Consider the following 22,411-nt stretch of genomic DNA (forward strand, 5'->3'; position numbering starts at 1 on the left):
GCGAACCTCGTCGACCCCGTTGACAGTTGACGTTCTCGGCAAGAACATCGGCCGGAACGAGCAGAGAAGAACAGCCCCCGCCGCGGGTGCGGCCTGACCGGGGAGGGGAGGGCTCCGCGCGTACCGGCCGAATTCAGGGACGGCCGGTACGCGCGGAGCGGCCGGTACACGCGGAACGGCCCTTGAACCTGACACCGGTGTCAGGGCCGACCCTCCCGGCATGGCAACCACCGACACCACACCCGCCGCGCGAACCCGCGGCCTGCCCCTGCCCGCCCTCCTCGCCCTCACCACCGCCGTCTTCGTCACCAGCCTCACCGAGACCCTCCCGGCCGGGCTGCTGCCCGCGATGAGCGGGGATCTGGCGGTGAGCGAGGCGGCGGCGGGACAGGCGGTGACCGTCTACGCGGTCGGTACCGCCCTCACGGCGATCCCGCTGTCCGCGGCGACGGCCGGCTGGCCGCGCAAGCGGCTGCTGCTCACGGCGATGGCCGGGTTCGCCGTCGCCAACACGGTCACCGCCGTCTCCGCGCACTACGCGCTCACCCTGGCGGCCCGGTTCCTCGCGGGCGTGGCCGCCGGTCTCGCCTGGGCGCTGCTGGCCGGCTACGCCCGGCGGCTGGTCCCCGCCCCGCTCCAGGGCCGGGCCGTCGCGGTCGTCATGACCGGCGTGCCGGTGGCACTGTCGGTGGGTGTGCCCGCGGGGACGTTTCTGGGCGGGGCACTGGGCTGGCGGACGGCGTTCGCGCTGATGACCGCGGTCGCCGTGGTACTGCTCGGCTGGATAGCGCTGCTGGTGCCGGACCGGCCCGGCCAGGAGCCCGGCCGCCGGGTCCCGACCGCGCGGGTGCTCGCGGTGCCGGGAGTCGTACCGGTCCTCTTCGTGACGCTGGTCCTCGTCCTCGCGCACACCGTGCTGTACGCCTACATCGCCACGTTCCTGGACCGGTTCGGCCTCGGCGAGGCCACGGATCTGGTGCTGCTGGTGTTCGGCGGCGCCTCGCTGGTGAGCATCTGGATCGTCGGCGCGCACATCGACCGGCGGCTGCGGGCCCTGACCGTGGCGAGCACCCTGCTGATCGGTGGGGCGGCCGCGCTGCTGGCCGGCTTCGCCGACAGTCAGGTCCTCGTGTACGTCGCCGCCGCGCTGTGGGGTCTCGGCTGGGGCGGTGCTCCGACCCTGCTCCAGACCGCGGTGGCGGACGCGGGCGGCGAACAGGCCGATGCCGCCCAGGCGATGCTGGTCACGCTGTGGAACGCGGCGATGGCGGGTGGCGGGGCGGTCGGCGGGGCGCTGCTCGGGCTGTTCGGCGCGCGAGCGTTCCCGTGGAGCGTGCTGGTGCTGCTGCTGCCGGTGCTCGCGGTGGTGGCGGGGGCGCGCGTCCACGGCTTCCCCGCCCGGCGCTCCGACGCGTGAGCCCCGCGCCTCGCCCCGCCGCGGCCGTCGCGCCGGCGGGGTGGGTGCGCGCTGTCAGCCCCGGTTCGCCCCCGCCGGGATGCCGTACGCCCGTTCCACCTTCACCCGCGCCACCAGCCGCCGGTCGCGGACCATCACGGCACGGAAGTCGTCCCAGTCGGGGTGCTCGCCCAGGACGTCACGGTAGAGGCGGACGAGTTCCTCGACCGTCTCGTCGTAGGGGTCCTGGGCGACCGGCGAGAGCTCGGCCGTGCCCTCGGCGACCGTGTAGGCACGGCGGTCGGGGGCGGTCACGTGGTACGAGGCCCTCGGATCGCGCCGCAGGTTGCGGGTCTTGGCCCGGCCGTCGGTGATCGAGATCCGGATGATCCGCTCGTCCGGGTAGTAGGCGTGGCTGACGTTCGACAGCTGGGGTCGGCCGTCGCGTTTGAGGGTGACCAGCACCCCGTCGTGTCCCTCGGAGAGCAGTCCGAGCAATGCGTTCTGCGTCGCGTCCTGAGTCATGTCTGGGTCAACCGGCGCACGGGGTGCGGGCATTCCCCACCCAGGAGCGCGGGTAGACAGTGTCTACGCCCCCTGGTAGACACTGTCTATGGATGAACCCGAGACCGGGCTGCGGGCCCGGCTGGTCGAGGTCGGCGTGGACCTGGTCGCCCGCGAGGGCGTGCAGGCGCTGACGCTGCGGGAGATCGCCCGCCGGGCGGGTGTCTCCCACGGCGCGCCACGCCGCCACTTCCCCACCCACCTGGAGCTGCTGTCGGCCATCGCCCGCCAGGGCTTCGCCGACCTGGCGCAGCGGGTGGCGACGGCGGCCGGTGACGGTACGGCGAGCCCCCGGGCCCAGCTGACCTCGCTGGGGCGGGCGTATCTGGAGTTCGCGCTGGACAACCGCGGCATGTACGAGCTGATGTTCCGTCACGACCTGCTGGAGAGCGGCCATCTCGGCCTGCGGGACACCAGCCTGCCGCTCTTCGGTCGTCTGGTGGAGCTGGTCGCCCAGGCCCGCCCGGACGCGGACGCCCGCCTGGTCGCGGGGGCCTGGTGGGCGAACCTGCACGGCATCGCCCAGCTGTGGAGCTGGGGCAGCCTCCAACTCGCCACGGGAGCCGACGACTTCGCGCCCCTGCTGCGGTCGGCCCTGGACGCCCACCTCGGTCAGGAGGACGCGTGAAGCCCCGCCTCGTCCTCGCCGGCAGCGTCACCGGAGCCGTGATCGTCGCCCTCGACGGCACCGTCCTCACCATCGCCCAGCCCACGTTGCACAAGGATCTGGGCGCGTCCTTCGCGCAGGTGCAGTGGACCAGCACCGGCTATCTCGTCGCGGTGGCGAGCCTGTTGGTGTTCGCCGGGAGGCTCGGTGACCGCTACGGACACCAGCGGTTGTTCGGCATCGGCATGCTCGGCTTCGGGGCCGCGTCGGCGGGCATCGGGCTGGCCCCCGGTATCGGCTGGGTGATCGGACTACGGGTGGTCCAGGGGGTGTTCGGGGCCCTGCTGCAACCCGCCACGCTCGGCATGCTGCGGGCCGCCTACCCGGCGGACCGGCTCCGCGGGCCCATCGCGCTGCGGACCGCGGCCATCGGGGTGTCCGCCGCGGTCGGGCCCCTGGTCGGCGGGGTGCTGGTCGCTGGGTCCGGGTGGCGGGCGGTGTTCTTCCTCAACGTCGGCCCCGCGCTGGTCCTCGGCGCCCTCGCCCTCGCCGTGCGGGAGCCGGAGCGCACCGGCCGGGTCCGGCTGGATCTGCCCGGAGCCGTCCTGCTCGCGGTGACCCTGGGCTGCCTCGTCCACGCGTTCGCCACCGCCCGATGGTGGCCCGGTCCGGCGGTGGCCGCCGTCGCCGGCGCCGTCCTCGTGCGCCACGAGCGCCGGACCGCGAACCCGCTGATACCGCGTGCCGTCCCCGGCGCACCGCTCGGCGTCCTGGTCACCGCGTCGGCCGCCCTGTCGGGCACGGTGTTCGTCGCCACCTACGTCCTTCAGGACACACTCGGCCTCGACCCCGTCCGCAGCGCCCTGCGCTGTCTGCCGTTGGCCGTGCTGATGGTGGCCGCCGCCGCGCTCTGCCCGATGGCGCTGCGCCGGGCGGGGGCCCGCTGGACCACGGTGGCCGCGATGGTGGTGCTCGCCGCCGGGATCCTGGTGCTCTCACGGGCGTCCAGCACGCTCGCCCTGGGCACCGGGGCCGCCCTGCTCGGGGCCGGTTTCGGCACCGTCATGGTGGCGGCCACCCATGCCGTGATCCAGCAGAGTCCCGTCGAGTCGGCGGGGGTGGCGGGCGGGCTCCAGCAGACCGCGATGAACGTCGGGCCGACCCTGGGCGTGGCCGTCGTGACACCGCTCATGGGGCAGGCCGTGCCACTGACGCTGCTCGCCCTCCTCGCCGTGGCGGGGGCGGTCCTGGCAGGACGTTTCCGCGCCACACCGTCCGGTCAAGGTCAACCGGGCGGACGTCCGGCCGTTCCTGCGCGACGATGAGATCGGAGGCCGGTCCGGCGGGGTATTCCGGACCGCACCTCGACGAACGCGATCGGAGGACAGCCATGGCACGCTTGCGGCAAGAGGTCGACCCGGGTGAGGTCGGACTGGATGTGAAGGCACTGGACCGCCTCGACCAGCACTTCGCCCACTACGTCGACGAGGGGCGCATGCCCGGTTTCCTCGTGTCCGTCGCCCGCGGCGGCCGCGTCGCCCACCTCACGGCGCACGGGCAGCGCGACCTCGCGGCACAACTGCCCGTCGAGACGGACACCTTGTGGCGGATCTACTCGATGACCAAGCCCGTCACGGCGGTGGCCGCCCTGACCCTGGTGGAGGAGGGCAGGCTGTCGCTGGACGACCCGGTCGCCCGGCACCTGCCGGCGTTCGCCGACGCGCGGGTGTACGTGAGCGGTTCCGGCGCCGACATGGTGACCCGGCCTGCCGAGAATCCGCTGCTGATACGTCACTTGATGACCCACACCGGCGGCCTGACCTTCGCCTTCTACCACTCCCACCCGGTCGACGCCCGCTACCGCGAGGCCCGTCTGGACTCGTCCGTGGTGCCGGGCTCGACGCTGGCCGAGACGGTCGACGTGTACGCGAGCCTGCCGCTGCAGTTCGAGCCCGGCACCGAGTGGAACTACTCGGTCTCCTCCAACGTGCTGGGCAGGGTCATCGAGGTGGTGTCCGGCCAACCCCTCGACGCCTTCTTCGCCGAGCGGATCTTCGAACCGCTCGGGATGACCGACGCCGGCTTCTGCGTACCCGACGACCAGGCGGACCGGCTGGGCGAGTTGTACGGCGAGAAGGACGACGGCGGCATCGAGCCGATCGCCGGCCTGCCGCTGTCCGGCCGGCCCCGCTTCCTGTCCGGCAGCGGCGGCATGGTGGCCTCCGCCCACGACATGCACCGCTTCATGGAACTGCTGCGCCGCCGCGGCGAACTCGACGGCGTCCGGCTGCTGACTCCCGGCACGGTGGACCTGATGACCAGCAACCACCTTCCCGGCGGCGTGGACCTGCGCGCCTTCGGCAGCAAACCGGCCCACGACGAACCCAACAACGACGGGCTCGGCTTCGGCCTCGGCGTCTCCGTGGCGATCGACCCCGCCCGCACCCTCGCGCCCATGAGCCAGGGCACCTTCGGCTGGAGCGGGGCGGCGTCCACGACCTTCTGGGTCGATCCGCGCCACGATCTGACCGTGCAGTTCTACACGCAGGTACGGCCGAAGACCCTGAAGCTCAACCCGGACCTCCGGCGGCTGGTGCACCAGGCGATCACCGACTGAGCCGCAGTCGCGCACGGGGCCGCGACCGACCGGTCAGCAGCCCCGCGCCCACGCCGCGAGGGTCTGATCAGGGGCGCCGCACACAAGGCCCCCGGCCGCGCTCGACCGGTCAGGCGTCCACCCGTAGCGTGAACTCCATCCCGTCCAGCGCCAGTTCCCGCAGCCACTGCTCCGACCGGGCCGCCGTCTCGGCGGCCCGGTTCAGGCCCGGTGGCAGCGAGCCGTCCAGGATGTGCCCGACGCCCAGGGCGAGGGTGCGCGAGACACAGCGGGCCATCGCGCTCTCCTCCTCGTCCCCCACCAGGTCCAGCAGATAGGCGCCCGACCAGGACCGCCCCGCCGGGCCCTCGACGTCCAGCGACACGGCGAGGACCACCCGGTCGCGGTCGGCGTCCGTGGTCGGGTACGCCGCCGCCAACTCCCGCGCCAACGCGGCGATCCGGTCGTCGTCCCCGCCCTTGAGCTCCTCGAAGACCGCCTCCCAGGCCCGCAGCCACCCCTCCAGGCGCAGGGTGCCCCGCACAAAGGTCCGCGGCCTCCAGGCGCCCGGCATCCCGTACTGCTCGACGAAGGGGACGCTGTCACGGTTCGGGTAGACCTCGAAGGCCTCCCCGTCGACGACGTGCCGCCGGGTCGCCTCCCAGGGCCGCTCGGCGACGGTCTCGGCACCGTCCTGGATGTAACGGGCGGGCGAGCGCAGGGCGTTGAGCACGCCGAGGGGCGCCCAGCTGAACCGGTACCGGAAGTCGTTCGGCACCGCCGGAACGCCGCCGCAGTAGGAGGTCAGACGGTACGAGGCCGCTGTGCCGGCGCCGATCGCGTCCCGGGCGCGGGCGACCAGGCCGTGCGCGAAGAGGTGGTCGATGCCCGGGTCGAGCCCTGCCTCGGTGAGGACCACCACCCCGGCCGCGCGGGCCGCGGGCACCTGCTCCAGGACCGCGTCCGACACATAGCTGGAGCAGGCGAAGTGCGCCGCGCGGGAGACACAGGCGGCCAGGATCCCGGCGTGCTCCGGCGCGGGCAGCATCGACACGACCACGTCCCCGGGCGCGAGCTCCGCCGTGAGGGCGGGCAGGGTGTAGGCGCGGGGCTCGGCACGGCCGGTGAGGCCGAGCCGGTCGAGGGCCTCGGCGGCGCGTTCCTCGGTGCGGTGCCAGACGCGCACCCGTTCGGCCGTCTCGCACAGCCCGGCCAGTCCGCTTCCCGTGGACAGGCCGGTGCCGATCCAGTGGACGGTACCGCTCGCCGGAACCAGGTCAGACATCCCGTGACTCCTCCTGTACGACGTCCAGGGCACCGAGTTCCCGGGAGGCGTCCCGGAACCGGTCCAGACAGCGGCCCCATGCCCCGCCGGTGCCGAACTCCAGCAGCAGGGGCAGCAGTTGCCCCGAGAAGTCGGTGCTGGACTCCCTCGGCAGCAGCGAGGGCAGGTTGTCGATGGCGATCAGGTCGAGCGGGGGCTCCTTGTGCAGACGGCGCACCGGCTCGGTCCACTCGGTGGTGCGGTCGTAGACCGGCAGGACGTTCAGGGGCGAGCCGACGTCGCAGGTGACGTCGCAGAGGGTGCGCAGCCGGCGGGCCGGGTCGTCGAGGTCGGCTTCCCGGAGGAAGGGCGGGATGGGGGTGGTGGCCAGGACGCAGTTCACCAGGACGTCGTGCGCCAGCAGGGCCGGGCGGTCCAGGTCGCGGGTCTCGTCGAGATCCCAGCAGGTGGGATCGATCCCGGCGGCCCGCAGGGCGACGCGGGCGCCGCGTCCGCTGCGGCCCAGGGCACCGATGACGAGCGCGGTGAACTCCTCGTCGCCGGGGGCGGGCCGGAGGATCTCGTCGAGGTCCTCCTTCGCGGTGGGTGTGAGGGGGGTGGCGAGCCGGCCCCGGTGCTGGAGCACCGCCAGGGCCGCGCCCAGGTATCCCGCCCAGTACCCGAAGGCGGCGAGCCGTCGCCCGCGGTCGTCGACCAGGTACTCCAGGTCGAGCAGCGCGCCTGACCCGGCGGCGAACCGGCGCAGCAGGTCGGCGGCGCCGGGCTGCCGCTTGTAGGCATGCCCGAAGAAGATGTGCCGGTGGGACAACTCGGCCGGTGCGTCGGGGAGTTCCTTCAGACCGAGGACCACCGCGTCGGCCGGCGCCGACACCCAGGAGCCCGCGGGCGCGACCCGGGCGCCGACCGCCTCGTACTCCGTCACGGGGAAGATCCGCTGCGGGGCCTCCTCGACCGTCAGGGTCACGCCGCTCTCCACGAGCCGGCGGGCGTCGGACGGCACGAGGGGGGTCCGGCGTTCGGTGGGCCGGACCTCGTGGCGCAGCCACAAGTGGAGCTCGGTCATACGCAGTTGGCCTCCGGGCGCGGGGCGTCGGCCGCGAACCGGCCGGCGTGCAACGGGCTGACGTCCACGAAGGGTACGCGGCCCAGGCACAGGTCGCGGACGACCTCGCCGACGGCGGGTCCCTGGAGGAAGCCATGGCCGGAGAAGCCGGTCGCGTACAGGAAGCGGGACACCGTCGTCGCCTCGCCGATCAGGGCGTTGTGGTCCGGGGTGACCTCGTACAGGCCCGCCCAGCCGCCGGTGCGGCGCAGGTCGAGCAGGGACGGGGCGCGGTGGTGCATCGCGGCGGTGAGGCGGGGGATCCAGCGGTCGTGGGTGTCGGTGGCGAAGCCGGGGCGCTCGTCCGGGTCGGACATGCCGACGAGCAGGCCGGGGCCCTCGCGGTGGAAGTAGAGGGTGCTGCTGAAGTCGATCGTCATCGGCAGGCCGGGCGGCAGGCCCGGGACCGGCTCGGTGACCGCGATCTGGCGGCGCAGCGGCTCCACCGGCAGGTCCACCCCGACCATCCTGCCGACCGAGCGGGACCAGGCGCCGGCCGCGCAGATCACCGTGTCGGTGGCGATGGTGCCGAGGGTCGTCTCGACGGAGCGGATGATGTCGCCGCGCACGGTGATGCCGGTGGCCTCGGTGTGCCGCAGGATGCGGGCGCCCAGGGCGCGGGCGGCGGAGGCGTAGCCGTGGACGACGGCCTCGGGCGTGCAGTGGCCGTCGTCCGGCGAGTAGGCGGCGGAGAGCAGTCCGTCGGTGCTGATCAACGGGGAGAGCTTGCGGGCCTCCTTGGGGGTGAGCATGCGGCTGGGCACGCCGAGGGAGTTCTGCAGCCGCACGCCCGCCTCGAAGGAGGCGACGTCCTCGGGGGTCGAGAGCAGGAACAGATAGCCGACGCGGTGCAGGCCGATGTCGTGCCCGACCTCCTCACCGAACCGGCCGAACGCCTCCAGGCTGCGGGCGCCGAGCAGCACGTTGAGCGCGTCGGAGAACTGCGCCCGCACACCCCCGGCCGCCCTGGAGGTGGAACCGGAGGCCAGTTCGTCCCGTTCGACGAGCACGACGTCGCGGACCCCCGCGGCGGCGAGGTGGTAGGCGATGCTGGTGCCCATCACCCCACCGCCGATCACGACGGCGTTGGCCTGTGTGTCCACGGGCGAGCCTCCCAGGGGCGTCGGGGCCGGTCCCCTGTTCCTGTCCGGACTCGGGTTCCCGTAATCAGGACAGGTGGGCCACGGCGTCCAGATGCGGCAGGTGGTGGTCCAGGCGTTCCCGCTTGGTGCGCAGGTAGGTGATGTTGCTCTCGCACGGCGCTATCAGCAGCGGCACGGTCTCGGCGACCTCGATGCCGTGCCGGATCAGCGCCTCGCGCTTGTCGGGGTTGTTGGACATCAGCCGCACCGAACGCACCCCGAGGTCGGCCAGCATCCCGGCGGCGACCCCGTAGTCGCGGGCGTCCACCGGCAGACCGAGGGCGAGGTTCGCCTCCACGGTGTCCAGACCCTCCGCCTGGAGCGCCATCGCGCGCAGCTTGGCGAGCAGTCCGATGCCCCGGCCCTCGTGGCCGCGCAGGTAGACGACGATGCCGCTGCCCTCGGCGACAACGGCCCGTAGCGCGGAGTCGAGTTGTTCGCCGCACTCGCAGTGCCGGGAGCCGAACGCGTCACCGGTGAGGCATTCCGAGTGCAGCCGGGTCAGGACCTCGTCCGTGCCGATCTCGCCGTAGACCAGGGCCACTTGCTCGTCGCCGCGATCGTGGTCGAGGTATCCGACGGCCCGGAATTGCCCGTACACGGTGGGCAGCGGCGCATTCACCACGCGTTCCACACCCGTGCGCTGAGGAGACTTCGTGCCGAGTACGCCAATTTTTTCTGTCATGATTCTCGAGTTCCTAAGCAGAGACGAAAGGCCGTGAAAGAATGAGCGGTTCGCAAATGCGGTCGGCGGCATACGGTCCGTTGCCGGCGGACACCACGGAAGACGTACGGACGCGGGGCGCGGGTGTCTCACGACAGGTCGCCGTCCTTCCGGTCGGGAGCTTCGAGCAGCACGGTGCGTTCCTTCCCCTGGCGACCGACACCCTCGTCGCCTGTGCCGTCGCCCGGGAGATCGCCGCGGCGTACCCGGTGCACCTCCTCCCTCCGGTGACGATCTCCTGCTCGCACGAACACGCCGCGTGGGCGGGAACCGTCAGCATCTCATCGGTGACCCTTCACTCGGTGGTACGGGACATAGCCTCTTCGCTGCGCCGGTCCGGCGTCGAGGCCCTGGTCGTGGTCAATGGCCACGGCGGAAACTACGTACTGGGCAACGTCGTTCAGGAATCCTCCGCCCGCGGCGAGAAGATGGCGCTGTTCCCGGCCGCCGAGGACTGGGAGACGGCGCGGGAGCGGGCGGGCGTGACCACCTCGCTGCTCTCCGACATGCACGCGGGGGAAATCGAGACCTCCATCCTTCTGCACACGTCTCCCGAATATGTCCGACCCGGTTATGAGTCCGGCGATTTCGTCGCCGACGACCGACGTCATCTGCTCACCCTCGGTATGTCCGCCTATACCGATTCCGGTGTCATCGGGCGACCTTCACTGGGTTCGGCGGAAAAGGGCAAAGCGCTGCTTGCGAGCCTGGCGGATTCCTTCGGCGCGTATTTCTCACTGCTCACCTCCGACGGGGATGCGGCGCGCGGGTAGCGGGCGAGCAGGACGAGGAGGCCGGGCAGGCTGGCCGCGAGGGAGAGCACCCCGTAGACGACCGCGACGGCCAGCCCGCTGCCGGCACCCAGCCCGGCCGCGCCGAACGCCCAGGCGGTGACGCCCTCGCGGGGGCCCCAGCCGCCGACGTTCAGCGGCAGCCCCATGGCGAGCAGGGCGAGTACGGCGATCGGCAGCAGGACGGCGACGGAGGCCGCGGAGCCGGCGACCCGGGCGGCGAGCACGAACATCGCGAGGTGCCCGGCGAGGACGAGGACCGAGGACAGGGCGACACCGGGTCCGTTCTCCCGCGACAGCAGTCCCTCGCGGGCCTCGCGCAGCACCTTGCCGCAGCGGGCGGACGTCCGGTTCGTCCGCAGCGCGAGGACGACGGCGAGCGCGCCCAGCGCGCCGAGCAGGAGCAGCGGCGCGAGATGCCGGGCCTGGGTGAGCACCGGGGACGGCATGGTGAGCAGCACGGCGGCGCCGATCACGGCCAACGCCAGTTGTCCCGCGACCCGTTCGAGGACGACGGCCCGTACACAGCGGCCGAGGTCCTGGGTGCTCCGCCCGTGCCGGACCGCCCGGTGCACGTCGCCGAGGACGCCGCCGGGGAGGGCCGCGTTGAGGAACAGGGCCCGGTAGTAGGAGGCCACGGCGGCGCCGAGCGGCAGCCGGATGTGCAGGCCCCGGGCGACCAACTGCCAGCGCCAGGCGCTGAGGACGGTGGTCACGGCGCCGATGCCGAGCGCGGCCAGCAGCGTCCCGCCGTCGATGCGGCGCAGTCCGTCGAGGAAGACACCGGTGCCGAGCCGCCAGAGCAGTACGGCGAGGATGAGCACGCCGACGGCGCTGCCGAGGTGGGTGCGTACGGCCGGGGACGTGAGGCGCGAGAGAACGTTTCGCCACCAGGAGGCGCCATGGGTGGCACCGGCCGCGGTGGCGGCGGCCGCCTCGGGCCGGGGCCTGCCGACGATCACGCCGATGCGGTCACCGGAGACGGCCACGGGCGGAGGCGCAACGGCCTTGACGGGCGGCGCGACGAGGGCGGCGACCTCGGGAAGAGTCCCCCCGGCCACCCGGCTCCCCTCGGCAGCCCCGGCCATCGCCTCCGCGTACCGCTCCGCCAGCCGCGCGCCCGCCACGAACGCGGCCACGCCCCGCACCGACGCGGTCCCGGCCACCGGCGTCACCGCCGTGCGCCCACGCCCGCGCGTCCCTCCGGCCGGTCCCGCCCAGCGTCGGCGGCGGGCCGGTCCCCGTCGGCCCGCGTGGGCCGCCCGTACCGTCTCCACGCTCATGCCGACCCGCCCGTCGGCCGGGACAGCGCCAGCAGGTCGGTGTGGTGGACGACGACGTCGAGCTCGCCCGCCGCACAGGCCTCCAGGCGTTCGCGGAGGTAGCGGTCGGCGCGCTCGCGCAGGTCCGGGCGCTCTTCCACCGCCGCGCCGACCCAGCCGCGCAGCCACTGGGCGGTGAGGGCGGACTCGGCCGGGCCCAGGCGCCAGGGGCTGGAGTTCAGCCGTACGGTGGCGCCCCGCTCGGAGAAGGCGTCGCAGGCGGCCGCGACCGCGTCCGGGCCCAGCATGCCGGAGCGCCGCTGGTGGGCGTTGAACGCCTCGACGATCTCCTCGTCCAGCGGGTCGGCCGGGGTGAGTTCGACACGGCCGGCCACGGAGAGGGTCAGCAGGGCCGGGCAGCCCGCGCCCGTGCAGGCGGCGGCGAGGGTGTCGATCTCCTCGCGGGTGAGGACGTCGAGGAGGGCGGAGGTGGTCACCAGGGACGCGCCGGAGAGGGCGTCCGCGGTCAGCCGGGCCACGTCGCCGCGTCGGGTCTCGACGGTGACGCGGCTGCCGTCGGCGGCGACGCGCGGCGAGGCGACGGCGGCGAAGTGCAGGAGGTAGGGGTCGCGGTCGTGCAGCACCCAGTGCTGGGGGCCGTCGAGCCGGGGCGCGAGCCAGCGGCCCATCGAGCCGGTGCCGCACCCGAGGTCGTGGATGACCACCCCGGCCTTGCCCGGCAGGTTGGCGAGCCGGATCCGCAACGGGTCGAGCAGGTCGAGCGAGCGCGCCCCGGCGTCGGCGGGTTCCCGCAGCTCCAGCCACTCGGGCGCGTACCTCGGCTGCTCCTCGGGGCCGTCCTCGCGGAGCCGTACGGTGGGCCGCTCAGCGGGACCGGCGCCGGGCATCGCGGAGTGCGCCGCGGCGTCCGGGGCGACGGTCGGACCCCGCGGGGCCTCCTCCACGGCCGCGACGGCTTCCGGGCGCTCGGGCCCGCTCGCCGCACCCGGCTGTCCGGGCGCGTCCTCGGTCTCCGCTCCCACGGCATCCATCTCCCCGTCGGCCGCCGGCACGTCCCGCGGCCCCGCCTGCGCCGGGATCATCCCACCGCGCTGCGCTGTCGTCGCCGTCTTCCTCATGCCGCCCTCCTGGGCTCGCTCGACAGCCGGCCCAGTACCCCGGCCAGGCTGCGGGCCGTGGCCGCCCAGCCGTCCAGGGCGGCCCGGCGGCCCCGGGCAGCCGCCTTGAGCCGGCGCCGTACGTCCGCCTCACCGAACCAGCCGCGCAGTTCCGCGGCGAGGGCGGCGGGGTCCTCCGGCGGGACGAGGATGCCGGGCACCCCTCCGTCGGGGGCGCGGCCGACCGCCTCGGGGAGGCCGCCGACGTCGGTGGCCAGGACCGGGATGCCGCGCGCGAGGGCCTCCGTGACCGCCATGCCGTAGGTCTCGGCGTAGGAGGTGAGGACCATCAGGTCGGCGGCGGCGTACGCGGCGTCGAGTTCGGCGCCGGCCCGCGGTCCGGCCAGCTCCAGCCGGTGCTCCAGGCCGTACTTCGCGATCAGGGACCGCAGGTCGGCCACGTACTGGGGGTCCTGGGTGAGTCCTCCCACGCAGACGCAGCTCCACGGCAGGTCCCGCACCGTCGCGAGCGCCTCGACGAGCCGGTGCTGTCCCTTGCGGGGGGTCACGGCGGCGACGCACAGCAGGCGGGAGACGCCGTCGGTGCCGGAGGCGAGGGGGGCGATGTCGGCGCCGGGGGCGGCGACATGGACCCGGTCGGGGGCGAGGCCGTGGTGGGAGACGAGCCGGCGCACGGCCCAGTCGCTGGTGGCGATCACGGCGGGCACGGCGCGGAGCACCGCGCGTTCCTTCGCGTCCAACTCGGCGGCCAGGGCCGGGTCGAGGCCGGTCTCGTCGCCGAGCGGAAGGTGCACGAGGACGGCGAGCCGCAGCCGCTCCGCCTCGGGGACGACGATCTCGGGGACTCCGCAGGCGACCAGGCCGTCCATCAGGACGACGGTGTCGTCGGGCAACTCGCGCAGGGTGCGCGCGAGTTCCGCACGGGCGTCGGCGCCCGGCCGGGGCCAGGTGCCGGTCACCGCGTGCTTGTGGACCTGCCAGCCGAAGCCGGGCAGGTCCAGACTCACCCGCCGGTCATAGGCGTTGCCGCCGCTCGGCGCGGCCGGGTCGTCGACGCCGCCCGGCATGACGAAGTGCACGGTGCGCAAAGACATGGGCACGATGTCCGCGTTCTTGAGGACGGAGTGCTGCACGGGCACGTAGCCCAGCGCGGCCTGGGGGGTTTTCTCCAGGGTCACGTCGGTCACAGCGCACGCTCGTAACTCGCCCAGGCGACATGCGACTCGTGCAGCGTGACCCCGATCGCGGCGATGCCGCGGGCCCCTTCGCCGAGCGCTCCCTTGTGGATGCGCTCGGCGAGCCGGTCGGCGATGACCTTGGCCAGGAACTCCGTCGAGGTGTTGATCCCCGCGAAGTCGGGCTCGTTGTCGAGGTTCCGGTAGTTGAGCTCGCTGACGACGGCACCGAGCTCCTGCGTGGCCAGGCCGATGTCGACGACGATGTTGTCGTCGTCCAACTGCTCACGCCGGAAGGTGGCGTCCACGAGGAACGTGGCTCCGTGCAGACGCTGCGCTGGTCCGAAGACCTCACCGCGGAAGCTGTGGGCGATCATGATGTGATCGCGGACGGTGACACTGAACAACGGACGACCCTCCAGGTGCGGCGCCTTCGATCCCCCGCCCTGCTTGCCGGCGGGGATGCCGAGTAGTACGGCTCTTCGCTTCCCCGTGTTCAGCCGTCTCTCACTCTTTTCTCAGGTCAGGCGCTCGTGCCGTACCTCACCCGGTGACACAGCGCCGCGATCTCCCCGGAAGCGAGCTGGGGCATCACCCGTGGCAGCTCCTCGAACGTGCTTTCTCCTGTGACGAGGGCGTCGAGCGCCGGGTCGGCGAGGAGTTCGAGGGCCAGGGCGAGTCGGTCGGCGTAGGTACGGCTGGATCGGGCCGGGGAGACGGTGCCGACCTGGCTGCTGCGGATGACCAGCCGCCGGGAGTGGAAGGCCTCGCCGAGCGGCAGGCTGACCTGCCGGTCGCCGTACCAGCTCAGTTCGAGGACCGTGCCCTCCGGCCTGAGCAGCTCCAGCGCGCGGGCCAGTCCCTGCTCGGTGGCGCTGGCGTGGACGACGAGGTCGCACTCGCCGAGCGCGTCGGCGGGCAGCGCGAAGCCGACCCCGAGCGCCTCCGCGACCTCGGCCCGGGCCGGATCGGCGTCGACCAGCTGGACCCGCACGCCCGGGAAGCGGGCCAGCAGCGCGGCGACCGAGCAGCCGACCATGCCGCCGCCGACCACGGCGATGCGGTCACCGACGAGCGGTGCCGCGTCCCAGAGGGCGTTGACGGCGGTCTCGATCGTGCCGGCGAGGATCGCCCGTTCGGCGGGCACGTTCTCGGGCACCGGGGTCACGGCGGTCACCGGGACGACGTAACGCGTCTGGTGCGGGTAGAGGCAGAAGACCGTACGGCCGACGAGGTCCGCCGGGCCCTCCTCGACCTCTCCGACGCTGAGGTAGCCGTACTTCACGGGGGCCGGGAAGTCGCCCTCCTGGAACGGCGCCCGCATCACCGCGTGCTGGCTTGCGGGGACCCCGCCGCGGAAGACCAGGGTCTCCGTGCCGCGGCTGACGCCGGAGTACAGTGCGCGGACCAGCACCTCCCCCTCGGTGGGGGCCGGAAGGGTGAACCGGCGTATCTCGCCTTCACCCGGACTGCTGAGCCAGAACGCACTCGCGGCGCGCTTCATCGGCGTCCTCCTGAACGATCGGGAAGTGGTTCACGTACCGAGGTGTGCACAGGTCGCGCACAGTACGCGGCGTTGATCGACTCTGTCACACGGCCGGAGGATGTTCGGTGGCCCTGAACAACACTTACGAGGCAAGGCTGGTCCAGCAGGAGACCGCTGTCGGAGCGGGTGTACAGATCCTGTTGCTGGCCCTGCTCGGTACGGCGATCGGGCTGGGGCCGGCGGGCTGGCTGACCGGTCTCGTCTTCGCCGTCGCCACCTGGGCGGTGCTCTCCCGGGCCCTGCACCGCTCCCGGTCCCGCTCCTTCGGTCCCGCCAACCGGGTGACCCTCGGCCGTTCGATCCTGGTCGGCGGGGTGACGGCACTGGTCGCCGACTCCTTCCAGAGCTCCCCGCCCATCACAGTGTTCGTCGGCCTGACGGCCGTCGCCCTCATCCTCGACGGCGTCGACGGCAAGGTCGCCCGCGCCACCGGCACCTCCACCCCGCTCGGCGCGCGCTTCGACATGGAGGTCGACGCGTTCCTGATCCTGGTGCTCAGCGTGTACGTGTCGATGGCGCACGGCCCGTGGGTGCTGCTGATCGGCGGCATGCGCTACGCCTTCGTCGCCGCCGCCCGCGTCTGGCCGTGGCTGAACGCCCCGCTCCCGCCGAGCACCGCCCGCAAGACGGTCGCCGCCCTCCAGGGCGTCTTCCTCCTCCTGGCCGCCTCCGGTCTGCTGCCGCACGCCCTGGAGTTCGGGGTGGTGGCGACGGCGCTGGGCGCGCTGGTGTGGTCGTTCGGCCGGGACGTCCTGTGGCTCTTCCGCACCTCCCGGCTCATGGAGCTCCCCCTGGAGGACGTGCGCGAGCTGGTCGCCGGATGACCTACGGCCGGCGCGGCAGCAGCGCGACGGCCGCGGCCGGTACCGCGGCCAGCACCAGCCACGGCACCGCCACCGGCAGTCCGCTGTCGAGGAGAGTGCCGGTCGCGGAGCTGCCGACCAGCACGATCAGGCCGGACACCGAGGACAGCGCCCCGGTGTAGAGACCGAGCCGGCCCTCCTCGGCGAGGTCGGGGACCCAGGCGCGGGCGACGGGCGCGACGAGCATCTGGCCGAAGGTGAGCAGGACGACGAACCCGGCCGCGGGCAGCAGCCCCGCCGTCCCCGTCCAGCCGGCCGGCCGGGCGAGCGCCACGACCGCGAACCCGGCGGCGATGAGCAGCAGTCCGGCCGCCATGGAGCGGCGCAGCGCCAGCCGGTCGCCGACCCAGCGGGTGACGGGCAGTTGGGCGGTCACCACCAGCAGCGAGGACAGGGCGAACAGCCAGGCCAGCGCGGACTGGGAGCCGGTGACGCGTTCCACCTCGGCGGGCAGCGCGAGGTAGAGCTGGTTGTAGGCGAGCAGATAGGCGCCGTACGCGCAGGCCAGTGCGAGAAAGCGCCGGTTGCGCAGCAGCACCGGTATGCCGCCCTTGACGTCGACTCGGGGCCGTCCGGGGATGCGCTGCGGCAGCAGCCACGCGTGTCCGGCGAGGACGAGCACGAAGATGCCGGCACCGGCCAGGCACACGGTCCGGAAGTCCACCGCCAGCAGCAGTGCGCCGAGGAGCGGTCCGACGAACGCCCCCGCCTGTCCGGCCACGGTGAACAGCGCGAGCACCCGGGTCCGTGACCCGCCGCCCTCCTCCTCGTGGACGACGGCCTGCCGGGCCACCTCGGACTCGACGGCGGGCGAGAACAGCGCGGCGGCGAACCCGATCAGCAGGACGGCCCCGATGACCGCACCGGTCGCCTCGGCGTACCCGAGCCAGGCGAACCCGGCGATCCGCAGGGCGCACCCCGCGAGCACGACCGGCCGGATGCCGTACCGGTCGGCCAGCGCCCCGCCCACCACGAACAGCCCCTGCTGGCTGAAGGTCCTCAGCCCCAGCACGAACCCGACCATCCAGCCCGCCATGCCGACCGCGGTGCCGAGATGCTCCGACAGGAACGGCAGCACGGCGAAGAAGCCCAGGTTGAAGGCGAGTTGGGTGAGGATCAGCAGCCGCAGCAGCGGTGTGAGCCGGGTGCGGCCCCGTTCCTTGCGCGGGGCCATGGCGATCGAGCTCATCGGGTTCCCACCTCTTGTGGCGTGGTACGGGGCCGCTGCCGGGGTTCCGGCACAGCCGGGCGGGGCCCGCGTCGCGGTCGGCGCACCCCGCCCGCCGCGGTCACCGCGAGCGCGCCGAGCAGGGCGAGGGCGGCGGCGGGGGCGAGGACGGCCCAGGGGGCGCGCTCGGCGTAGGGCTGGTTCTCGGCGAGCAGCAGGCCCCATTCCGGGGCGGGCGGTTGGGCGCCGAGCCCCAGGAAGGCGAGGGAGGCGAGGGCGAGGGCGATGCCGGGGAGCCGCAGCAGGGCGTGGCGGGTGACGGGCGGCAGGACGGCGGGCAGCAGCTCGCGGCGGAGCAGGTGCCAGGGGCCGGCGCCCAGGGCGAGGGTGGCGGTGATGTGGAGGGCGGCGCGTTCCTGACGCAGCAGGGCGGAGGTGTGGGCCGCGAGGGGTGCCCAGGCGACGGCGCCGACGGCGAGCGCTGGGGTGGCGGGGCCGCTGCCGGCGACGGCGGTGACCAGGAGGGCGACCAGGACCGGCGGCAGGGCGGTGACCGTGTCGACGAGCGGTCCGGACAGCCGGGGCGACAGGCCGAGCGTGACGCCGATGAGCAGGGCGGCGGCGCCGATCGCGAGGGCGAGCAGCAGGGTCTCGACGGCGCCGTGCGCGACCCGGGCGAGCACGTCACGGCCGAGGGCGTCGGTGCCGAACGGGTGGGCGGCGGACGGGGCCTGGAGGCGCCGCCGGGTGTCGAGGGCGAGCGGGTCGCGGGGCAGGCCGAGGGCGATGACGAGCGTCAGCAGCCCCCCGTAGGCGAACGGCTGGATGCCGCGGGCGGGCGGCGTCGGGCCGTGCGGGGACGGCAGGGCGCCGTCGCGCAGGGCCGTGCCGATCAGCAGGCGGGTGGCGAGCGCGGCGAGTCCGGCGAAGGCGGCCGCGAGGAGGACGAGGGCGAGGGTGCCGGCCTGGAGGACGGGGAGGTCCTGGGCGAGGGCGGCCTGAAGGGTGGTGCGGCCGAGGCCGGGGATGTCGAAGATCTGCTCCACCGCGACCGCGCCGCCGGTGAGGCCGACCGCGAACAGGCCGGTGTTCGGCAGGAGTCCGGGCAGACAGCGGCGCAGCGCCTGGCGGGCTATGGAGCGGCCGGGCAGTCCGCGCGCGGCGGCGGCCAGCGCCCAGGGTTCGGCGAAGGCGCCGGGCAGCAGGTCGTCGAGGAGCCGTCCGAGGACGGCGCCCGCGGGCAGGCCGAGGGCGAGAGCGGGCAGGATCGTCCACCGCGGCCCGTACCAGCCGAGGGCGGGCAGCCAGCCGAGCTGGACGCCGACGACGGTGGCGAGCACGGACGCGGTGAGGAACTCCGGCAGCGCGGCGAGGACCGCGGAACCGCCGCCGCCCGCGCGGCGTCCGTCGAGCCGCCGGTGTGCGCCGAGCCAGAGGGTGCGGGCGCAGATCAGCGCGGCGGTGCCGGCGGCGACCGCGAGGGCCGCCGCCATCAACAGCAGGGAGGCGCCCAGGGCTTGGAGGACGGCGGGGGTGACCTCGTCGCCGGAGATCCACGACTGGCCCGCGTCCCCGCGCCCCAGTCCGCCGATCCACTGTCCGAGGAGGCGGAACGGGCCGTCGTCCAGGCCGAGTTGTGCCCGGATGTCGGCGAGTACCCGGGGGTCGGGGTCGCGTTCCGCCGAGCGGGCCTTGAGGACGGTCAGGGCCGGGTCGGTGCGGGTCAGCCACGGCAGCAGGCCGACCGCGCACACCAGGGCGGTGGCGATCCCGGCCCGCCACAGCAGGGTGGCCGCGTGCTGCCGCATGCCTCAGCGCCGGGTGCCGGTGCCGACGAGGGTGCGCTCGTAGGGGTCGAGGAGCGCGCCGCTGACCGTGGGGCCGATGCCGGTGATGACGCGCTGGTGGACCAGCGGGACGACGGCGTCGGTGCCGAGGATCTCGGCCTCGGCGGCCATCGCCGCGTCCTGCCGCTGCGTGGTGTCGGTGATGCCCTCGGCCTTCTTCACCGCGTTGTCGACGTGCCTGTCGCACAGCAGGGCGAGGTTGTAGCTGCCGTCGCAGGTGAAGTCGCTGGCGAGGACGGAGACCGGGTCGCCGGTGTCGAGGAGGCTGTTGCGGGCGCCGACGAAGGCGTCGAACCTGCCCTCCAGCGCGTCGCTCTCCAGTCGCGAGTACTCGCGCACCTCCAACTCCACCTCGAAGCCGGCCTTTTCCAGCTGTTGCTTCAACACCTGGGCGACCTCGGGGAGTTCGGGCCGGTTGTCGTAGGTGGCGAGGGTGATCGCGCGGCCCCCGGGATCGGTCGCCCTCGCCCGGCCGACCGGCGCGACGCGCCTGCCCTCGGCCCAGGTCACGGCGGGCCCGTAGAGACCGGCGCCGGCGTCGGCGTACCCCTCGTAGACGCCCTGGGCAAGTGCGGAGGTGTCGACGGCCTGCCGGGCCGCGGCCCGGAGGCCGGGGTTCTTGAACACGTCCGACTCGGTGTTGAGGAGCAGGCTCGTGGTGCGGGTGGTGGCCGTGGCCCTGCGCAGGCCCTTGTCGAGGGTGGCGGCCTGGGCGACGGGGATCGCCTCGGCGAGGTCGACCTGGTCCGTGCGCAGGGCACTGGCGCGGGCGGTGCCGTCGGCGACGAACTTCACGTCGATGCCCGCGGCCTGGGCGCGGCCGCCCCAGTAGTCGTCGTAGCGGTCGAGGGTGGCGGCGGTGGCGCCCATGACCTTGGTGAGCCGGAAGGGGCCGGTGGCGTGGCCGACCGGGTCGACGCGGTCCGTCCCGCCGTACGCCTTCGCGGACAGCACGGCGAGGCTCGGGCTGGACAGCCGCAGCGGCAGCGCGGGGTCGGGGTCCTTGGTGCTGACGCGTACACCGGTGCCGCCCGACGCCTTGGCGGTGAGGGTGACGCCGGAGAGGGCGGCGGGGGCCGGCTTGGCCTCGGTGGCGTGGGTGAGGGCGGCGGCGACGGCGGCGGGGGTGACCTTGGCGCCGTCCTGGAAGGTGGCCTCGCGCAGGGTGAACAGCCAGGTGCGGTCGTTCTCGCGGGTCCAGGACGCGGCGAGTGCGGGGACGGCGGCGCCGTTGGCGTCGAGGGCGGTCAGGCCCTCGGTGACACCGAGGCGGCTGAGGAGGGTGGCGTCGGCGCCGTACGGGGTGAGGTTCTCGGCCGGCGGGAAGGCGAGGGCGACGCGCAGCCGGGAGCCGCCGCCCGCGTCGTCGGAGGAGCCGCCCGCGCCGCCGGAGGCGAAGCAGCCGGTGAGGACGGGGGCGAGCAGGAGGGCGAGGAGGTAACGCGGTCGGGTCATGCGGTCATCGCCCCATCGGGATCTCGAAGTGGAGGACGTCGTGGGCGCCCTCGGGGTCCGCGCGCTCGTCGTGCACGAGCTTGCCGAGCGACCGCCAGAAGGCCTCGGCGCCGGGCACGGCCGGGTCGGTGTGCAGATAGACGGAGCGGTAGCCGCCGTCGGCCACGGCGAACGCCATGAGTTCGGCGACCATCCGCCGGGCGAGCCCGCGCCTGCGGTGCTCGGGGCGGACGTAGACGCGGCGCAGCTGCGCGGTCTCGCCTGACGGGTAGCTCTCGGCGATCTGGCGCGGGTTCGGCGGGTGGGCGGGGCCGCGGGAGTCGAGGGCGCCGGTGGCGATGACCTGGCCGTCCGCCGGGTCGGTCGCCACGAGGAGGGTGTGGCGCTCCGGCAGCAGATAGGCGGCGGCCGGGTCGATGATGTCGCCGTGCCAGCGCGGCACGTACCCGGTGCCGAAGTCGCGGTAGAGGGTGTCGAGCATCACCGCTCGGGCAGCGTCGAGGTCGTCCGGGCCGGCGGCCCTGATGCTGTAGTCACGCACTTGCACATCATATGCATTAAGCGGAACTCGTTGATCACCTGGCGATTTGACAGTGATCGAGGACACCCATAGAACCTACCGACATGACATCCATTTTCAAAACCGCCCTAGGTGCGGCAAGGGCGGGATGCTGATGCGCGTCGCCTTCGTCGGCAAGGGTGGCAGCGGCAAGACCACCCTGTCGGCACTCTTCTCCCGTCATCTCGCCGCGACCGGTGCTCCCGTGCTCGCCGTGGACGGGGACATCAACCAGCACCTGGCCGAGGCGCTCGGCCACGACGGGTCCGCACCGGCCGCCCCTGCGCTGGGCGCCCACCTGACCGGCATCAAGGACTTCCTGCGCGGCACCAACCCGCGTATCCCCTCCCCCGAGTCCATGATCAAGACCACCCCGCCCGGCCGCGGCTCCCGGCTGCTGCACCTGCTCGGCGACGACGAACTGCACGCCCGGCACGTCCGGCGGGTGGGCGAGGTGCCGCTCATGGTGACGGGCGAGTTCGAGGAGAGCGACCTCGGGGTGGCCTGCTACCACTCCAAGCTGGGCGCCGTGGAGCTCTACCTCAACCACCTCCTCGACGGCCCCGGCGAGTACGTGGTGGTGGACATGACGGCGGGCGCGGACGCCTTCGCCTCCGGCCTCTTCACCCGCTTCGACATGACGTTCCTGGTGGCGGAACCCACCCGCAAGGGCGTCTCCGTCTACCGCCAGTACCGCGACCACGCCCGCGAGTTCGGCATCCGGATCGCCGTGGTCGGCAACAAGGTGACCGGCGAGGACGACCTGCTCTTCCTCAAGCAGGAGGTGGGCGACGACCTGCTGACCCACCTCGTCCAGTCCCCGTTCGTCCGCGCCGCCGAACAGGGCCGCGAGCGGGGCGAGCTGGAGGCGCACAACCGGCACGCCCTGAACCTCCTGCGCGAGGCCGTGGACGCCTGCCCCCGCGACTGGGCGACGCTGCACGCCCACGCCGTGGAGTTCCATCTGCGCAACGCCCGGGCCTGGGCCGGCGAGGACCTGGCGTCCCAGGTCGACCCCGACTTCGTGCCCGGCCCCGCGTCCCCCGCCTGACCCCTCACCCCCCTCAACGCACAGACAGGGTCGCGGCCTTCCGCCCGGGGTCGCAGGACAGCGAGACCTACGCGCGCTTCACCTCGGTGCGCTCGCAGATCCTGAACCAGTCACCGGAGTTCCGGGACTGCTGACCCGT

General features: G+C 73.8%; 20 protein-coding genes and 2 pseudogenes. 8 read left to right on the forward strand and 14 right to left on the reverse strand.

The genetic code is table 11. The features are described from left to right. Positions 1–220: 220 nt before the first annotated feature. The gene (locus ACZ56U_RS20400; RefSeq protein ID WP_469085396.1) at positions 221–1,417 is read left to right on the forward strand and encodes an MFS transporter; all 1,197 of its coding nucleotides are present in this window, start codon (positions 221–223) and stop codon (positions 1,415–1,417) included. Between the two features lie 54 nt (positions 1,418–1,471). Here the strand turns inward: ACZ56U_RS20400 and ACZ56U_RS20405 are convergent, their stop codons facing one another. Beyond that, entirely contained in the window at positions 1,472–1,921 is a 450-nt protein-coding gene (locus ACZ56U_RS20405) for a PPOX class F420-dependent oxidoreductase (protein ID WP_469085397.1), read from the reverse strand. Positions 1,922–2,009: 88 nt separating this feature from the next. Here ACZ56U_RS20405 and ACZ56U_RS20410 point away from each other — a divergent pair, with 88 nt between their 5' ends. From ACZ56U_RS20410 to ACZ56U_RS20420, 3 genes are all read left to right on the forward strand, one after another. Then, positions 2,010–2,588, forward strand: a complete 579-nt coding sequence (locus ACZ56U_RS20410; RefSeq protein WP_469085398.1) for a TetR/AcrR family transcriptional regulator — start codon at positions 2,010–2,012, stop codon at positions 2,586–2,588. Beyond that, on the forward strand, positions 2,585–3,892 hold the full coding sequence (locus ACZ56U_RS20415) for an MFS transporter (protein WP_469085399.1): 1,308 nt from the start codon (positions 2,585–2,587) through the stop codon (positions 3,890–3,892). Before ACZ56U_RS20410 ends, ACZ56U_RS20415 begins: the two co-directional genes overlap by 4 nt. A gap of 65 nt (positions 3,893–3,957) precedes the next feature. Continuing rightward, positions 3,958–5,184, forward strand: a complete 1,227-nt coding sequence (locus tag ACZ56U_RS20420; protein ID WP_469085400.1) for a serine hydrolase domain-containing protein — start codon at positions 3,958–3,960, stop codon at positions 5,182–5,184. 109 nt (positions 5,185–5,293) lie between these two features. Here ACZ56U_RS20420 and ACZ56U_RS20425 read toward each other — a convergent pair whose 3' ends face one another. The 4 genes from ACZ56U_RS20425 to ribA form a co-directional block, all read right to left on the reverse strand. After that, positions 5,294–6,448 carry a saccharopine dehydrogenase family protein gene (locus tag ACZ56U_RS20425; protein ID WP_469085401.1) on the reverse strand — a complete coding sequence of 385 codons (1,155 nt, stop codon included), beginning with the start codon at positions 6,446–6,448 and terminating at the stop codon, positions 5,294–5,296. Next, complete coding sequence (locus tag ACZ56U_RS20430; protein WP_469085402.1) at positions 6,441–7,511, reverse strand: saccharopine dehydrogenase; 1,071 nt, start codon at positions 7,509–7,511, stop codon at positions 6,441–6,443. Before ACZ56U_RS20430 ends, ACZ56U_RS20425 begins: the two co-directional genes overlap by 8 nt. Next, entirely contained in the window at positions 7,508–8,653 is a 1,146-nt protein-coding gene (locus tag ACZ56U_RS20435; RefSeq protein ID WP_469085403.1) for an NAD(P)/FAD-dependent oxidoreductase, read from the reverse strand. Before ACZ56U_RS20435 ends, ACZ56U_RS20430 begins: the two co-directional genes overlap by 4 nt. 64 nt (positions 8,654–8,717) lie before the next feature. Beyond that, entirely contained in the window at positions 8,718–9,377 is a 660-nt protein-coding gene (ribA, locus tag ACZ56U_RS20440; RefSeq protein ID WP_391235524.1) for a GTP cyclohydrolase II, read from the reverse strand. A 41-nt stretch (positions 9,378–9,418) separates the two neighbouring features. Between ribA and ACZ56U_RS20445 the strand changes: the two genes are divergently transcribed. Further along, a complete protein-coding gene (locus ACZ56U_RS20445; protein ID WP_391235527.1) occupies positions 9,419–10,189 on the forward strand; it encodes a creatininase family protein in 771 nt (256 codons plus the stop codon). Between the two features lie 92 nt (positions 10,190–10,281). On the opposite strand, the pseudogene ACZ56U_RS20450 reads toward ACZ56U_RS20445, so the two are convergent. The 5 genes and pseudogenes from ACZ56U_RS20450 to ACZ56U_RS20470 all read right to left on the reverse strand — a co-directional run. Next, positions 10,282–11,490, reverse strand: a pseudogene (locus ACZ56U_RS20450) (lysylphosphatidylglycerol synthase transmembrane domain-containing protein); the annotation flags it as partial. Continuing rightward, positions 11,487–12,608: a class I SAM-dependent methyltransferase gene (locus tag ACZ56U_RS20455; RefSeq protein WP_469085404.1), complete on the reverse strand. Its 1,122-nt coding sequence runs from the start codon at positions 12,606–12,608 to the stop codon at positions 11,487–11,489. The gene ACZ56U_RS20455 and the pseudogene ACZ56U_RS20450, both read right to left, overlap by 4 nt. Continuing rightward, positions 12,605–13,795, reverse strand: coding sequence for a glycosyltransferase family 4 protein (locus ACZ56U_RS20460; protein WP_469085405.1), 1,191 nt, complete (start codon positions 13,793–13,795; stop codon positions 12,605–12,607). The genes ACZ56U_RS20455 and ACZ56U_RS20460 overlap by 4 nt, the downstream gene beginning before the upstream one ends. Further along, positions 13,792–14,190 (reverse strand): 6-pyruvoyl trahydropterin synthase family protein, encoded by a 399-nt coding sequence (locus ACZ56U_RS20465; RefSeq protein ID WP_391235536.1) that lies wholly within the window; start codon positions 14,188–14,190, stop codon positions 13,792–13,794. The genes ACZ56U_RS20460 and ACZ56U_RS20465 overlap by 4 nt, the downstream gene beginning before the upstream one ends. A 116-nt stretch (positions 14,191–14,306) precedes the next feature. Further along, entirely contained in the window at positions 14,307–15,287 is a 981-nt protein-coding gene (locus ACZ56U_RS20470) for a zinc-dependent alcohol dehydrogenase (RefSeq protein ID WP_469085406.1), read from the reverse strand. A 107-nt stretch (positions 15,288–15,394) separates the two neighbouring features. Here ACZ56U_RS20470 and ACZ56U_RS20475 point away from each other — a divergent pair, with 107 nt between their 5' ends. Beyond that, entirely contained in the window at positions 15,395–16,153 is a 759-nt protein-coding gene (locus ACZ56U_RS20475) for a CDP-alcohol phosphatidyltransferase family protein (RefSeq protein WP_469085407.1), read from the forward strand. Between the two features lies 1 nt (position 16,154). On the opposite strand, the gene ACZ56U_RS20480 is transcribed toward ACZ56U_RS20475, so the two are convergent. The 4 genes from ACZ56U_RS20480 to ACZ56U_RS20495 are packed head-to-tail and all read right to left on the reverse strand — an operon-like array spanning position 16,155 to position 21,203. Beyond that, positions 16,155–17,381, reverse strand: coding sequence for an MDR family MFS transporter (locus tag ACZ56U_RS20480; protein WP_469085408.1), 1,227 nt, complete (start codon positions 17,379–17,381; stop codon positions 16,155–16,157). Beyond that, entirely contained in the window at positions 17,378–19,168 is a 1,791-nt protein-coding gene (locus tag ACZ56U_RS20485) for an ABC transporter permease subunit (RefSeq protein WP_469085409.1), read from the reverse strand. The genes ACZ56U_RS20480 and ACZ56U_RS20485 overlap by 4 nt, the downstream gene beginning before the upstream one ends. Positions 19,169–19,171: 3 nt before the next feature. After that, positions 19,172–20,662: an ABC transporter substrate-binding protein gene (locus ACZ56U_RS20490; protein WP_469085410.1), complete on the reverse strand. Its 1,491-nt coding sequence runs from the start codon at positions 20,660–20,662 to the stop codon at positions 19,172–19,174. 4 nt (positions 20,663–20,666) lie between these two features. Beyond that, entirely contained in the window at positions 20,667–21,203 is a 537-nt protein-coding gene (locus ACZ56U_RS20495) for a GNAT family N-acetyltransferase (protein ID WP_469085411.1), read from the reverse strand. Positions 21,204–21,336: 133 nt separating this feature from the next. Between ACZ56U_RS20495 and ACZ56U_RS20500 the strand changes: the two genes are divergently transcribed. Continuing rightward, on the forward strand, positions 21,337–22,272 hold the full coding sequence (locus ACZ56U_RS20500; RefSeq protein ID WP_469085412.1) for an ATP-binding protein: 936 nt from the start codon (positions 21,337–21,339) through the stop codon (positions 22,270–22,272). Positions 22,273–22,286: 14 nt separating this feature from the next. Beyond that, positions 22,287–22,406: pseudogene (locus tag ACZ56U_RS20505) on the forward strand (SCO5389 family protein); the annotation flags it as partial. Positions 22,407–22,411 lie beyond the last annotated feature (5 nt).

The organism is Streptomyces sp. NPDC034103 (genome assembly GCF_055575395.1).